The organism is Marinobacter mangrovi, from assembly GCF_016798325.1.
GTDB lineage: Bacteria > Pseudomonadota > Gammaproteobacteria > Pseudomonadales > Oleiphilaceae > Marinobacter_A > Marinobacter_A mangrovi.
Genome location: NZ_JAERVO010000004.1, coordinates 341,145 through 354,235, shown reverse-complemented (window position 1 = coordinate 354,235; position 13,091 = coordinate 341,145). Strand labels below are relative to the sequence as shown.

Sequence of the window (13,091 nt, the reverse complement as noted above, 5' to 3'; positions counted from 1 at the left end):
GTGGTGACAAAGCGCGTCATGCGGCCCGGCTCATCCTGCTAACCCATTCGGCAGCGTCTTTATCGGTTCGAATGATGCAGGTGGTAACACCTTCACCCGCGGACGCCAACAGCGCCTCATCCTTTCTTCCAAAGACCGCATCATACTTCCAGGACCAATAGAGCAATGAAAAACGCAGCCCGTCCCGCACGGCGACCCGATAAACCCGGCGCCAGCGTGGCGGCTTCATGAGCACCACTACCGTCGCTCGCCGGGCCCTGTCCGCATAGGTTCTGGAATTACCGCCTTCGATAATCCATTGAGGTTTCAGGGCCCAGGATCGAACGGTGCCATCAATGTCCGGATTGGATCGGAGGGTCCCCGTTTCGTCATGGACGGCGTCGTCAACGCAATATACTGGAATGCCAAGACGTCTCGACAGCCTGAGCGCCAGCCAGGATTTACCGGCGCCAGGACCGCCGACGATCATGATTCGCGTTGCACGCATATTATCCCGTTACGCCGTCCAGTCGGCCAAAAGCAAATGTGGAACCAATTATGAACACCCCACAACGAGAAAAACCGTCTATCTTGGCTTTAATTTTACCGTCGACACTAATATAAAAAACCGTGACGATATCCCCCACTTCATAATCAGGCAGCCTAGAATATACATTCGTTTCTTATGTAATCTTTTTCCCACTCGAAGTTTTAAACTGAATCACTGGCGCTTTCGACATTAGATCTGTGGGATTCGGCCTTAATCGAGCTACCTTTGCTGACGTTTTCTCTGAGTTATCCAGGAACTCCTGAGCATCTATCTTAAAATATGCAGACAAATCAAGCATAACAAAAGCAGCAAACAAAAAATTGCTGGAAACATGTACTTATTTAACAACATCGATATAAGTCCGCCAGCCACCGACATGCTTTATAATTCAAGCCTTTTTTGAACTATCGCTATCGAAAATAAATCTGCCCCTTTTTTCATCTACGTTTGGCTTAGGGGCTCTCAGCTCCAATCGACCAAAAGGTCGTCGCACTGGAGTCAATAATTCCCAGATATTTCTTGTGGCGCCTTGCGCGCTATTTCAGGTAAAAATATAGATGTTCCGGCGTTTGGTCCAGAGACTTTGCTCAGGCCAGATGTTGTGCTGGTTACTTGAATCCGGAAAAGGAGGCACGTTGTGGAACTCCCTTCATTCGATGAACTCAGAGAACTTTCTGAGCGCGATCCGGAAGCCTTTGAGATCTTACGCGCGGATTTGATCGACAACTGCATTCGCCATAGTTCGGAGCGCAATCAACGCCGGTTGCGGGGCCTTCAGTTTGTGATCGAGGCCAGACGCCGCATCGCGCGGAGTCCGATGGCCGCCTTACTGGATCTCCAGGCCATGATGTACGACTCACTTCTCGGCCTGCAACACGCCCTGCTGTTTCAGCAGCCCACCTGTACACCAGTGGCGACAAAGAGCGAGCGTGTACTGCCCTTTCGGCCACCGCGGACGCGTTTGGATTAAGGGTTGAACGCCGCAGTGTTTGACGGGTTGGAGTGAGAACCGGTCAACGCATGTTTTCACTTGCCCGCTTCATCTCGATCATTATCCGTTGAACCGTGGCGGTAAAAGACTGAATCGCATCGCAATCAATGTCATCAAGATCTTGTTCCAATACGCCCTCAGAGGCCTCGATATACTCCAGCAAGAGAGCATCCGGGTCATGCAGGATGACGGTAGATTGCACCCGTAAAGATGACGGAACCAAGTCAAAATTTATGCTGTTAATCCCACATTGCGTGTGAGCCACGCGCAACATGCCGTAGACCCTGGCCCAGCCCCTGAACATGTTTGCCATGTATTCTTCTGACCTTCGATTGTTTTCATCCAGGGTTTCCAAATGCTGCAAAGCCTGCTTTTTGCAGGAGGGGTTGAGATCAGCCGCGCCTTGAGTCGAATTATTGATACAGCGTTCGCTTTTCAGCTCATCGATAAACTCTTCATTCGCAGAAACCAACTGCTGGCTGAAATGATTAATCGTCCGCAGCTCGGCATGTAAACGTTCGTCCAGGCTTTCGGATGCAAAAAGCGCTGAAGGAAGAGCGATGACAGAAAAATGAGGGGGTAAAAATACAGAACGCGCATAATCCTTTGCTCGCTAAATAGACCTCAAAATCAAGGCTTACCGATTGCGCCGTGCTGACCTGTAGAACAAGCCAGCAAAGCGCAAGACTTGACCCTGAGCTTCTGCTCGGACGGAATCGGACACCAATACTTTACATTTCCAAACTACGATCATTCTTATTAATTTTGTATAGATCAGATTTTCTTCTATCAAACAATAAAGTCCTTCCACTACTGTATCCCTCCGGCAGAGAATCCTTGAGATTAGAAATAAAGCGAAATTTTCTAACCTCCTTTAGCCATTTTGAATAATTGTATTGCTTAGTGAACGGATCAATAAATAAATTTAATCCGAGAATATCTTCGATGAAGTTCGGCTTTTTTTTAAGAACTAAAAGAAACAGGGTCATGTGTGTTTCATTTTGATAATCATCATCCCTTAGGAGACTAACAAAGAATTCAGAATTTTTATCGATGCTTATTGCATCTATATCTACCAAATAAATTAGATTGTTAATCATCCATGTAAAAATCACCCTTTCTTCTTTTAGCATTCTTCGAAAAGAGTAGTCTATGAACTCGTCGGAGGTAAAATGATTCAACTCATCCGCGTTTATCTCGCGAGAACGGAAGTATTTATAAAGCCCTTCAATGTTGGACTGCGGTATTATCAGAGGATTATCATATATGACGGCAAGCCCGACACCAATAGACGCCAAATATCCATCTTCCGACGCAAGCAAATTGGAAATATCATCGATAGAATAATGCTGATAGGTTGCCAAATAAGCAGCTATTACATTCTCCTTATCGAGCTCTGCTATCTTTAATTTGTCTTGGATATTACTTTTGCCATCTACCAGATTAATTATTTCTTCGCCTAATGACAGCCTTATCTGATACGGGCTTGCATACCTTGCGGCATCAATACAGGCATCCGTTACATCACCGGTAAAGTTATAGTTATAGTCCGCGCCTTCTCTATATACCTTTCCACTTTCAATTTCAAAAAGGATAGAATCATCGTTCTGAATGTTCACTGATTTATCGCCCATCTTCCTGCTCTCTGATTTCATTGCCGCCCTGAACGCAGAGGTCAGCCAGTTTCATAATTTGTCTTTTAAATGAATTGTTTTCTATCTTAACAATGCAGCTATAGCTCTGGAAGAGCATATTGATGGATGTCCCAAGAGACAAACACGGTGAATTCGTGCTCAAATCTTCAGATATAAAATATCTATCATGTATTGGGATGTTGGCTTTATAAACCCTGAATTCAGAAAATATTCCCTTTTTTTCAATCTGCTTAATAGCCTCCTTGAAATTCGACTCGTGTGTTTGTTTTTGCACGTCGCTCTTGGGGTCGGCAAGTTTGGTTACTACCCTGATTTTTCTTCCGCGAAGCGATGCGAATGTATGAATTATGAAATCTATATCAGAGGGAAGAAAATATTGGTCAATGATAGTTATTCTTTTGCACCCTTGTCGATCAAATTCATTTCTTATTCTTCCTTGCATTACTGTTAAGGCACTGGAACCCCCCTCAATCATAGGGATAGTGGTTAACGGGTCATAGTCTAAGGATGTGCTTAACTGCTTTTTCCGCTCTTTCCAGCTACTCACCATCGCCACCTATTCTAAATGATGAAGAGCTATGCATCGGAACAGCCCCGCTATTTGTCTTTATATTTCCTGAAATCATGTTCATATTGACGTTGATCGACTTAATGAAATGACACTTTTCCTCAAATATAACTTCTTCGCCATCTTTAATGCTCAGCTCCATATAATCTGGGTCAAATCGGAGGCTGATACTTTTTGGTTCATCAGACAGCTTAAAGCTACCTTGTTCTTTTTCTCCCTCGCTGCTTAGAAGGAAAATCACCTCACAATCTCGATAATCCTCGAATATGTCATTTATATAAAACTCAAGTCCTGCTATATGATTTCTCTCATCTCGAATATTTTGAAAAGATGTCTCAATTCTTGTTGGTGTGTATATTGCAAAGGTATTCAGCAAGTGTGGATTCTTGGCTAAAGGAACAATATATTCATCTTCAAGTCTAGATATCGCCTCTTTCTTCTCGCGAAGAAACTCTTCTATGAACTCGCTCTCTATGATTGAGAAGTAATAGGTAGCTTTTGAACACAATGAAATAAATGGCTTGTATTCATTATCGCTAGCGTCATTGATTAAAAAATCGGTATCACTTTGTTCCCAGTCGAAAATCAAGCTGTGTTTCTTCGAGCTTGCATCTATCTCTAAATGCTCACTATTAATTAGTTGGTCGACTGCATCACGGCTTGACAAGTCGACGAAGAATGCGTATATATCGCCTTGAATATTTTTTCTCTTCCATCCATCAATCACATAGTCCAAGTCCGTTAATTTCCAATAAATTGAATGCCCATAAAAGATCTTGTAACTGCCATTAACTTTTTGACAGAAGCAAAGCGTCCTATAAACACTTTCCATTCAAACTGATATCCTTCTACGAGTTTATTTAATTTCCGATTTGGGTCGATTGCGGATGTACAACGTATCGTATAACACCGTGCTCTGCGGCAAATTTGGAGCGCAGCAGAAAATTTGTCCGGCAGCAGCACTTTGTTAGCCACGCTCGTGCCTTTGTGCTATATCAACGCACGCTTCATGCGTAAATAAGTCTGTACAGTGAATCATTGAATATTCATCCAGTTGATGAACAAATAATCTAGCATTGTCTGTTGGATCTCTAGAAATTTGAAACATATCACCATCATCCTCAGCAATGAAGCTCAAGTCGGTCCGCTCAACAATTTCGTCTTTCAAACCCGCGTGACGATATCGAACAGACTCAAGGTACACCACTCCACCGCTGTGTGTAATCTTGATTGAGTGAAAGTCAGGTTTTAGATAGTTTGGATATTTTTTCTTCAGATCAGGAAGAATTTCCACACCTCCGTCAGCTCCGACACGAGGCACAATAAATCCAACAGACTCTTCCATTAAGCCCCGGATGGCTTCTCTAATAGGAATCTGAAAAAACTCTCTGTTTGGTTTATAACGATACTCATCGAATCTTTTGTGAAGCCGCTTTTCAATTAACTCACAATCTGTAAGAAGATCATCGTAAACAACTATAAAATCGTCTGGAACTCCTGTTCCTCTCAACCCCTTTGTACGCTCACCAGATGATTTCTTGGTTAATCCGATTTTTACAAGTCCCTGCATTGCAGGGTTAATCATCACATAAACAAAACCTGTACTCATATTATTCCCTGGCTAACAGCGATTAGACCGCGTTCCGTAATATTGAATATACGAGAATTCTTCATAACAGCAGCGACCAACCGGCCCCGACATCAAATTACTCTATTTAATTCATGCAATTAGAAATCCAGCGCAACGGGCACCTGCAATATCGCGACTTCCACATTTTGTCATCTCAATATAACGGTATAAAAACGCAAAAGCCCAAAATGGCGCTCAGAGGGAAAGGCAACAGGCAGACAATCAAGAAAGGAAAACACCACATTCATCCCTGACCACACCCCCCAGCAACATCCCAGCCACCGGCACACAGACACAAAAACGCCCTGCCAAACGAGTGTAGCGTTCCGGCAGGGCGTTTCTATGCGGTCTTACAAGCTTTTACAAATTGGTCTGGTCGGTGTCATCAAACCCGGATTCAGAGATCCTCTACCGACGGCAACGCATCAAACGCCCCGTACCGGGATACCGCCACCGCTCCACAGCGGCAGGCGTAGGTCAGCGCTTCCTCGAATTTCTGATCATTGACCCAGCTTTCCAACTTGTCCCGGGCGATCCCTTGGGCCGCCATCTGATGCAACAGGCCGGCAACAAAAGCATCGCCGGCGGCGGTGCTGTCGATCATGTCGGCGGCGATGGGGGCGACCTGGGCGTTGCCGCCGGCCCAGTAGGCGTTGAGGGGGTTGCCGCCGTCGGTGATGAGGACGAGTTTGACGCCGGCGTCCAGCAGTTGTTGGACCAGTGTTTTCTCGTCGCCGTAGAGGGCTTCGAGTTCTTCGCGGCTGAGTTTGACCAGGTCGGAGGCGACCATGGCGTCCCAGATGGGTTCGGCCGGGGTGGTGCCATTGGGCCAGAGGTTGTGGCGGTAGTTGACGTCGAAGCTCACCAGGCAGCCGGCCTCGCGGGCCTGTTGCATGAGGTCGAGGGTGGTGTTGAGGATTTCGTCGTCGGTCAGGGTGTTGGAGCCGCAGTGGAAGATGGCGGGGCTGTCGAACACCGTGTCCGGCAGGTACTCCACACGATACAGCAGGTCGGCGCTGCGATTGCGGTAAAACGCGAAGCTGCGCTCGCCGTCGGGGTCGAGGCTGACGAAGGCCAGCGCCGTCATGGCGGCCGGCGTCTGGTGTAGGGCGGACGTATCCACGCCGTAACCGCTCATCGAGCGCACCAGCAGGTCGCCGAACATGTCCTTGCCCACTTGCCCGACAAACATGGCATCGCCACCGAGCTTGGCGACGCCGACCGCGACATTCGCTGGCGCGCCGCCGGGCTGTTCGAGGAACTTGCGTTGGCCAGCTTCGGGCAGGGCCAGCATGTCGATCAGGGCTTCACCGAAGGCGATGACCTTCATCATTATTGTTCTCCTGTTGTCTGCAATCCTTTTCCACGCTCAAGCGATGTTGGCACGGTTGGATGGGGAATCCTGTTGGAGGAAAGTCTAACCGTTGGTAGGGGTTGGGGGATATGGAGGGATGATGGAGATGACGCAGGACGCCAGCCCCCTCTCCCCAAATCCCTCTCCCGCCAGGGGCGAGGGGCTGAAAAGGTACAAACCGGGAGCCTGTTCAGGAGGATCGTGCACACGGCGGGGACTTTCCTGAAGGGTCGTTCAGGACAATGCCTCTTTTGAACTCAATCGAACTCGTGGTAGGTATCCAGTCGCTTCAGCCAGCCGGGCAGCCAGCGTTCCCGTTCGATCTTTTTGGGCGCGTTCTTCGCGCGCAGGGTCAGCACCTCGGCCGCGGCGTTGCGGAATTGGTCGAGGGGTGTGTCGCCGTCCACGCGGCTCATGCGTTCGAGCACCTGCAACAGGCCCCAACCCTGCCCCTGGTAGCGCTCGGACGGTGACAGGCCTTCGCCCTTGAAGTTGACGTAGTCGATCAGCGCGTAAGCGCCGCCCGGCGTCGCACTGAGGTTCTTGATGTGCTGGCTGATGGTGTCACGGCGGGCTTCCGGGGCGGCGTCGACCACACGCGCCAGCGCGGACTGGGCCCGCTTGAACATGAAGGCGGCCTGCACATCCTGGGTACGGTTTAGGAACTGGCGCAGGGATTCGACCCGTTCGCTGTCCTGCTGCGCCAGGTAGGCCTTCCGGTTCGGCCAGGGGGCGTCTTCGGGGTCGCCCTCCGCCAGCCAGTCCGGCAGGGTCACGCCCTGCTCGTCCATGTACTGGACCAGTTGCGGGAAGCTCTCCACAAACAGTCCTTCCACATCCGCCGGGTACCAGATGAAGTGCCCGATCCCCAGGGATGGAAACGCCTCCCCTTCGTTCCAGTGCACCAGGCACTCGACCTTTGCGGCGCATTCATTGCGGAAAATCTGCTGCCCGACCCGCTCGAGCTGGGCATCCGTGAGTTGGAGATCGAAATCCGGGGTGGGCTTGCTGCAGCCGGTGATGAGCAATGTGGCGGTTACGAGCAGGCCGGCGATTTGGGGACGAATGTGGGTCACTGCGCTCTCGGTTAGCGGGTCGGTTGAAAGATGCCGGGAGGATAACGCAATCCGCCCCCTGATTCGCTTGCCGTCTTGTCATACAGACCGCGTCACAAGGCCAAGATGACCTAAGGCATGATCATTTTGCGACCAACCACAGGCTGTGGAATGATCAGCTCAACCGGGCCGCTGCGGCCCTATTCCGGTCCGGAAATGGACCTTCTCTTCCCGACAAGGAGTTCAGGGTATGAAGACCCGCCGTCTGGGGCTGCTGGCAATGACCACCGTCGCCCTCGCTGGTTGTGCATCCACCGATTCCGGTTATCAGCCACCCAAAGTCGACAACACCCCCACCCACACCACCGCCGTCATCCACGCCACGTCCCGCATTGAAGGCAGCATCCTGCCCAATTTCCACGGCACGGAAACCGCCTACACCCGGGCGGACCGGCGCACCATCGACAACGAATCCAAGGTGGATTCCTGGTGGGCCAAGATGATGATGGACGACCTCCACACCGCCGACATGTTCCGCATGGACCAGAACCGCGCGATGAAGGTCAACTACAACAACCAGACTTACTACGAGTGCGGCATCAGCCAGTGCCCGAGCGTGATCAACATGCTCAACGCCGCCAGCAACGAGAGCGCGGACAAGGGAGAAGACACCTACGATCCGGAAGGCTCTGAAGCCTGCCCGCTGCAGTTGGTCGAGCATGAGTTCAATGTGGTGGATACCGGCCAGAGCAAGACACTGCACGGTTACCCGGCGCATCTCTACCAGGCCACCTGGGACCTGATCTACGAGGACGACAACCGCCAGCAGAACACCAACAAGCTGGTGATCGAATTCTGGACCACCCCGCCCACCGGCGAGATGAAGCAGATCTGGGCGATTCACCAGAAGGCGACGGATGCCTATGTCGAGCAGGCCGACCTGGACCACAATCCACTGGCCCGGTTCCTGCCGGAAGACGTCTTCCGCGCTGTGTCGGCCTTTAGTGGCGATACCGACAGCAGTACCCAGCAATGGCACAACGAAGTGACCCGGAAACTGGCCACCATCCAGGGCTACCCGCTGAGTATTGAGCTGGACTGGTCTCTGGAAGCCCATGCCTGCGAGGAGGCCGCGCCGCAAACGGCCTCATCAGACAGTGCCAGCGATCCGCTGGGCGCGCTCAAGGACATGGCCAGCAACGTGGTGGGCGATGCGGTGAAAGATCAGTTCGCCGGCGACGAAGGCGCCCCGATCTTCAGCTACCGCTATGACGTGCAGAGTGCCAGCATCGCGCAGGTGCATGACAGCGTCTTCACCGTGCCCAAGGGCTTCCGCGAGAAGCCGCTGCCGGACTGGGTGCAGAAGTAGGTTCGTACCCTGCCGGGGCCTTTACTGGGGCTCCGGCAGGTCGGGCGAGGTATTGTCGTCGTCGGCCAGGAACGATGTCCAGATTTCATGGGTGCGTGCCTTGGTCAGGCGAAGCTTGCACTCACCGCGCTTTTGCACCCGTATGGTGTCGTCACCCCACCGGCGGAAGACGGTATCGCAGTGCTTGGTGCGATAGGCTTCCCAGGCTTCCTGGGATTCGTTGATCAGGCGGATCGTGGACTCTTCGTCCTTGTTGCGCTGCAGGCTGGCCTCGAGGTACTTGTCCATCTCCCCTTCCGCCTGGTCCACCGCTTTGGCGTTGCACAGTTCGATGTCCATCGTGGAGACCGGGTTCTTGCAGTCGTCGCCGGCGGCCAGCGCAAGGCTGGACGCCCCCAATAGCAGCAGTGTGATCAGAAGTCTCATGGTTTCCTCCCTTTCAGTGCCTGTTCATCAAACCCGCTATGGGAAATGAAATGCCACCCGGATCGCAAGGGCGGATCAGCGTGTGGCATGCCCCGGGTAAACTTTTTCCGCGTCGGGGCGGCGATAGTCGCGGAACACACCAATCTCCCAGGGGCGAATCGCCAACATCAGGCTCATGCCGTAGCGCTCCTCCAGAGGCAACGATAAATCTTCCTGATGACAGTGGCGGAAGTCCAGCGCCAGGCGACGCAGCTTCTGTTGCATGATGTCGTTCGAACGGGGCGACAGCATGCCGTTGAGGAACAACCGCAGCTCGCCGGGCCGGTTAAAGCGGCAGTGGAAGAAATCCCCCTGCACCTGATCCTCGAAAAAGCGCTGGATCGGACCGTTCTTCTGCCAGTGGAAATCGTGGGTGATCAGCGGCTTGATGCGATTGCCCGGCAACAGCTCGATCAGCCCCATGCGGTCCAGCTGGGCCAGACGGTTGATGACGTCGTGTTCGCTGAGCTCATACGCCGCCAGGATCTGCTCGAAATGCCACCGATTCAGCGCGCAGATCGCCACGATGAGCAGCGGGATGTCCGACACCAGTTGCTGTTCCTGGTCGGTCGTTAACGCATCCACCCGGGCCTCCGGCTCCAGTCGGCGCATCAGGTCGCTGATCTCCAGGCCCATTAACGCGCAGACCTGATCCAGGCGTTTCAGCGAAAACTGCCTTTCCGCAAACAGCCGCTTCACGCTGGCTTCCGACAACGACAGCTCGGCGGCCACCTGCTGGTAAGTGAGGCCATGCTCCCGCAGGACTTTCTTGAGGGCGTCGATGATGGCGGTGGTCTGGGCCATAGAATTCGGGTCTCCGGATTGCGAGTGGTTGATGGCAGCTCAAAGATACCCGCATGCCTGTGGTTCGTAGGTTGGGCTGACGCAGGAAGCCCAACGATGACCCGCCCGCGGCCCTGTACGGATTCCCCTTCCATGCCGGTTCAACACGGCTACGCTTGTTGGGCTTCCTGCGTCAGCCCAACCTACGATTGAGTCTTGATCGGGCACCTTCGGCGCCTCAGAAGCTGAAGCGTCTGCTACATGGAACGGCGAACATCTCGGCATATAGTATCGCCAGGTAATACCCCATAGCCAATCCCATGCAACTATTTGGCTTTTTCTGGTGCCCATCGCCCCACCCAACCACAGTGTCTCCAACAGCGGCACACGCCGCATTCAACAAGAAAGCACGAACCGGAGGCTGTATGGATAACGAACTCAGTAGCAACTCGACCGGCTGGTTGTTCTTTGTGAAGGCATCGTTCGCGATTGCCCTGGTGGCCACCGCGGTGGGCATTGTGTTTACGCCCACCGACCTGCTGGTCAAAGGCTACATGGCGATCTGTGCCCTGTTCCTGGTGAGCACCACCATCACCCTGTCCAAGACCATGCGCGACGAGCACGAAGGCAAACGCATCCACAATCGGATCTCCGAGGCCCGGGCCCAGCAGATCCTGAAAGAATACGGGGAGTGAGCGCCATGATGATCTGGAGAAAAGTCGGCACCCTGTTCCGCGCCTCCGCCTGCGAACCGGCGGAGAAACTGGTGGACGCCAACGCCCTGCGCATCATGGCGCAGGAGCTTCGAGAGACGGAAGACGCCATGATTGTCGCCCGGCGCGAACTGGCCGGGCTGATGGCCGAATCCAAGCAACTCGCCCGCAGCAACGACCAACTGGCCGAGGGCATTACCCGCCGTGAGAATCAGGCGCGGGAAGCCCTCGATAAAAGCGAAGACGCGTTGGCCGGCGAGTTGGCCGAGCGCATCGCCGAAGACGAAAACACGCTGGCCGAACAGCGCCAGCAAGCCCAATACCTGGCGCAGCAGGAGCAGACTCTGCGCAAGCAACTCTCTGCAGCGGCCCGACGCCTGCAGCACTACAAACGGGAGCTGAGTCTGGCCAAAGCCAACCGCAACGCGGAGCAGGTGTTGAAGCAATTGGGCAGTCACACCACCGGACTGAACAGCCGGATGAGCGACCTGGCGTCGTCCGCCGACCGCATTAAATCGCAGCAGACGCGGAATGCGGATGTGAATGAGAGTTTGCGGGAGCTGGCTGAAGAGGACGAAGGCCAGGATCTGGATCGCAAGCTGGAGAGTGCGGGGATCAGCACCGGGAAGCATGATGCGAAAGCGGTGTTGGCGCGGTTGCGGGGTGGTGAGGCGCGCACGGCGTCGCCTTCCAGCCCCGAGTGAATATGGGCGCCTGACGGCGCCTCAGAAGCTGAAGCGTCTGCTACATGCCCGAGTTGACCGAAAATGTAGCCGATGCTTTAGCTTCGGAGCAGCCTGCAAGGCTGCCAGAGAACACACACACCCTCTCAGGGCTCGGGAAAATACGCCTCTTCCTGGCTCAGCTGCTTGCGCAACTCCATCAACCGTTTGGCCGAATCCCGCAGCTTCAGGTCGCGAGGTTCCTTGGGCACCCATTCCGGGACCGGGGTGGGATTTCCTTCTTCATCCACCGCCACCATGATGACGGTGCAGCGGGTGGTCAGGCTGCGTTCTTCCCGGGTCGGGTAGCCGGCCCTCACTTCCATGGCGATGTGCATGGAGGTGTTGCCGGTCATGATCACCTTGGCGGCGACTTCAACGAGCTGCCCCACCAGGATGGGTTTGACGAAGCGGATGCCGCCGGCATAGGCGGTGATGCAGTACTTGCCGCTCCACCCGGCCGCACAAGCGTAGGCCGCGAGGTCGATCCAGCGCATCACGGCGCCGCCGTGTACCTTGCCACCAAAATTCTGGTCCCCGGGTTCCGCCAGGAAGCGCAATGTAATCTGTCGTTCAGTTCCCGGCATACCGGCTCCAATCCATCACCCAACAAAAGACTACTGTCTCAACTTCCGGGGCGAATGACGAGCGTTTACGGGGCAATTTAGACCAAGAGCTAACGGCTGGCTGACCACCAGGGGTACAACAACGGTCGACGTGACTAATCCACTCCGGGGTATTTGGGCCGCGGTACGGGCGTGCAGTGCTTGAACGCCTCACCCTTGGTGCCTCCGCCCACGACTTTGTACGGAGCAAAGCAGCGCTGGCTTTCCCGGTAGCGTCTCATTTGGGCTTCGTACCGTTCTTGCTGTTGCTCATGAGTCAGCCGGGTTCCGGGACCGGGCGATTCGGGGAGCGACTGGGGCTCGGCTTGTTGGGGCTTCACTTCAGCCGGATTTGCGCCAGCTTCTTCGGCACGCTGCTCTTGTTCGTGCCGATATTCCCTCGCGGCGTCGGCTGCCTCGCGGGCCGATTCGGCGATCGCCTCGGCCGACTTCCGCTCGCGGGCCGACGGATGACCGCTATCGATATCGAGCGTTTCACCCTGCGCTTCGTAGGCCTTCGGAATATGATCCCCGAAATGGACGTTGCCATCCTTATCCACCCAGCGATAGACCTCTGCACTGACCAGACCAGGCATTGCGCATAAAAAACCGATCGCGACGACGAAACTCCGGAACCCCATGACCAACATCC

General features: G+C 53.6%; 17 protein-coding genes. 5 read left to right on the top strand and 12 right to left on the bottom strand.

Annotated features, from left to right (window positions below):
* Positions 1-16 precede the first annotated feature (16 nt).
* The gene (locus tag JL474_RS14655; RefSeq protein ID WP_203142632.1) at positions 17-487 is read right to left on the bottom strand and encodes a P-loop NTPase family protein; all 471 of its coding nucleotides are present in this window, start codon (positions 485-487) and stop codon (positions 17-19) included.
* Positions 488-1,166: 679 nt separating this feature from the next.
* Here JL474_RS14655 and JL474_RS14650 point away from each other — a divergent pair.
* Positions 1,167-1,499: a DUF3135 domain-containing protein gene (locus JL474_RS14650; RefSeq protein ID WP_203142631.1), complete on the top strand. Its 333-nt coding sequence runs from the start codon at positions 1,167-1,169 to the stop codon at positions 1,497-1,499.
* 43 nt (positions 1,500-1,542) lie between these two features.
* Here the strand turns inward: JL474_RS14650 and JL474_RS14645 are convergent, their stop codons facing one another.
* Positions 1,543-1,833 (bottom strand): hypothetical protein, encoded by a 291-nt coding sequence (locus tag JL474_RS14645; RefSeq protein WP_203142630.1) that lies wholly within the window; start codon positions 1,831-1,833, stop codon positions 1,543-1,545.
* Positions 1,834-1,875: 42 nt separating this feature from the next.
* On the opposite strand from JL474_RS14645, the gene JL474_RS14640 reads away from it, so the two are divergent.
* Positions 1,876-2,034 carry a hypothetical protein gene (locus JL474_RS14640; protein ID WP_203142629.1) on the top strand — a complete coding sequence of 53 codons (159 nt, stop codon included), beginning with the start codon at positions 1,876-1,878 and terminating at the stop codon, positions 2,032-2,034.
* 217 nt (positions 2,035-2,251) lie between these two features.
* On the opposite strand, the gene JL474_RS14635 is transcribed toward JL474_RS14640, so the two are convergent.
* The 6 genes from JL474_RS14635 to JL474_RS14610 all read right to left on the bottom strand — a co-directional run bounded on the left by JL474_RS14635 (position 2,252) and on the right by JL474_RS14610 (position 7,803).
* Positions 2,252-3,154 (bottom strand): hypothetical protein, encoded by a 903-nt coding sequence (locus tag JL474_RS14635; protein ID WP_203142628.1) that lies wholly within the window; start codon positions 3,152-3,154, stop codon positions 2,252-2,254.
* Positions 3,144-3,722, bottom strand: coding sequence for a hypothetical protein (locus JL474_RS14630; protein ID WP_203142627.1), 579 nt, complete (start codon positions 3,720-3,722; stop codon positions 3,144-3,146). Before JL474_RS14630 ends, JL474_RS14635 begins: the two co-directional genes overlap by 11 nt.
* Complete coding sequence (locus JL474_RS14625; protein ID WP_203142626.1) at positions 3,715-4,575, bottom strand: hypothetical protein; 861 nt, start codon at positions 4,573-4,575, stop codon at positions 3,715-3,717. The genes JL474_RS14630 and JL474_RS14625 overlap by 8 nt, the downstream gene beginning before the upstream one ends.
* 135 nt (positions 4,576-4,710) lie before the next feature.
* Positions 4,711-5,352, bottom strand: a complete 642-nt coding sequence (locus JL474_RS14620) for a GIY-YIG nuclease family protein (RefSeq protein WP_203142625.1) — start codon at positions 5,350-5,352, stop codon at positions 4,711-4,713.
* A gap of 418 nt (positions 5,353-5,770) precedes the next feature.
* Positions 5,771-6,706 carry a carbohydrate kinase family protein gene (locus JL474_RS14615; RefSeq protein ID WP_203142624.1) on the bottom strand — a complete coding sequence of 312 codons (936 nt, stop codon included), beginning with the start codon at positions 6,704-6,706 and terminating at the stop codon, positions 5,771-5,773.
* 278 nt (positions 6,707-6,984) lie between these two features.
* A complete protein-coding gene (locus JL474_RS14610) occupies positions 6,985-7,803 on the bottom strand; it encodes a hypothetical protein (RefSeq protein ID WP_328797828.1) in 819 nt (272 codons plus the stop codon).
* A gap of 229 nt (positions 7,804-8,032) precedes the next feature.
* On the opposite strand from JL474_RS14610, the gene JL474_RS14605 reads away from it, so the two are divergent.
* Positions 8,033-9,151 carry a hypothetical protein gene (locus JL474_RS14605; RefSeq protein WP_203142623.1) on the top strand — a complete coding sequence of 373 codons (1,119 nt, stop codon included), beginning with the start codon at positions 8,033-8,035 and terminating at the stop codon, positions 9,149-9,151.
* 21 nt (positions 9,152-9,172) lie between these two features.
* On the opposite strand, the gene JL474_RS14600 is transcribed toward JL474_RS14605, so the two are convergent.
* Positions 9,173-9,577, bottom strand: coding sequence for a lysozyme inhibitor LprI family protein (locus tag JL474_RS14600; protein WP_203142622.1), 405 nt, complete (start codon positions 9,575-9,577; stop codon positions 9,173-9,175).
* 75 nt (positions 9,578-9,652) lie between these two features.
* Positions 9,653-10,420 carry a helix-turn-helix domain-containing protein gene (locus JL474_RS14595; protein ID WP_203142621.1) on the bottom strand — a complete coding sequence of 256 codons (768 nt, stop codon included), beginning with the start codon at positions 10,418-10,420 and terminating at the stop codon, positions 9,653-9,655.
* A 404-nt stretch (positions 10,421-10,824) separates the two neighbouring features.
* Between JL474_RS14595 and JL474_RS14590 the strand changes: the two genes are divergently transcribed.
* Positions 10,825-11,094 (top strand): YiaA/YiaB family inner membrane protein, encoded by a 270-nt coding sequence (locus tag JL474_RS14590; RefSeq protein ID WP_123635230.1) that lies wholly within the window; start codon positions 10,825-10,827, stop codon positions 11,092-11,094.
* Positions 11,095-11,099: 5 nt separating this feature from the next.
* Positions 11,100-11,816, top strand: a complete 717-nt coding sequence (locus JL474_RS14585) for a PspA/IM30 family protein (RefSeq protein WP_203142620.1) — start codon at positions 11,100-11,102, stop codon at positions 11,814-11,816.
* A 125-nt stretch (positions 11,817-11,941) separates the two neighbouring features.
* On the opposite strand, the gene JL474_RS14580 is transcribed toward JL474_RS14585, so the two are convergent.
* Both JL474_RS14580 and JL474_RS14575 read right to left on the bottom strand, forming a co-directional pair.
* Positions 11,942-12,421, bottom strand: coding sequence for an acyl-CoA thioesterase (locus tag JL474_RS14580; protein ID WP_123635232.1), 480 nt, complete (start codon positions 12,419-12,421; stop codon positions 11,942-11,944).
* Between the two features lie 134 nt (positions 12,422-12,555).
* Positions 12,556-13,080, bottom strand: a complete 525-nt coding sequence (locus JL474_RS14575; RefSeq protein ID WP_203142619.1) for a DUF4124 domain-containing protein — start codon at positions 13,078-13,080, stop codon at positions 12,556-12,558.
* Positions 13,081-13,091 lie beyond the last annotated feature (11 nt).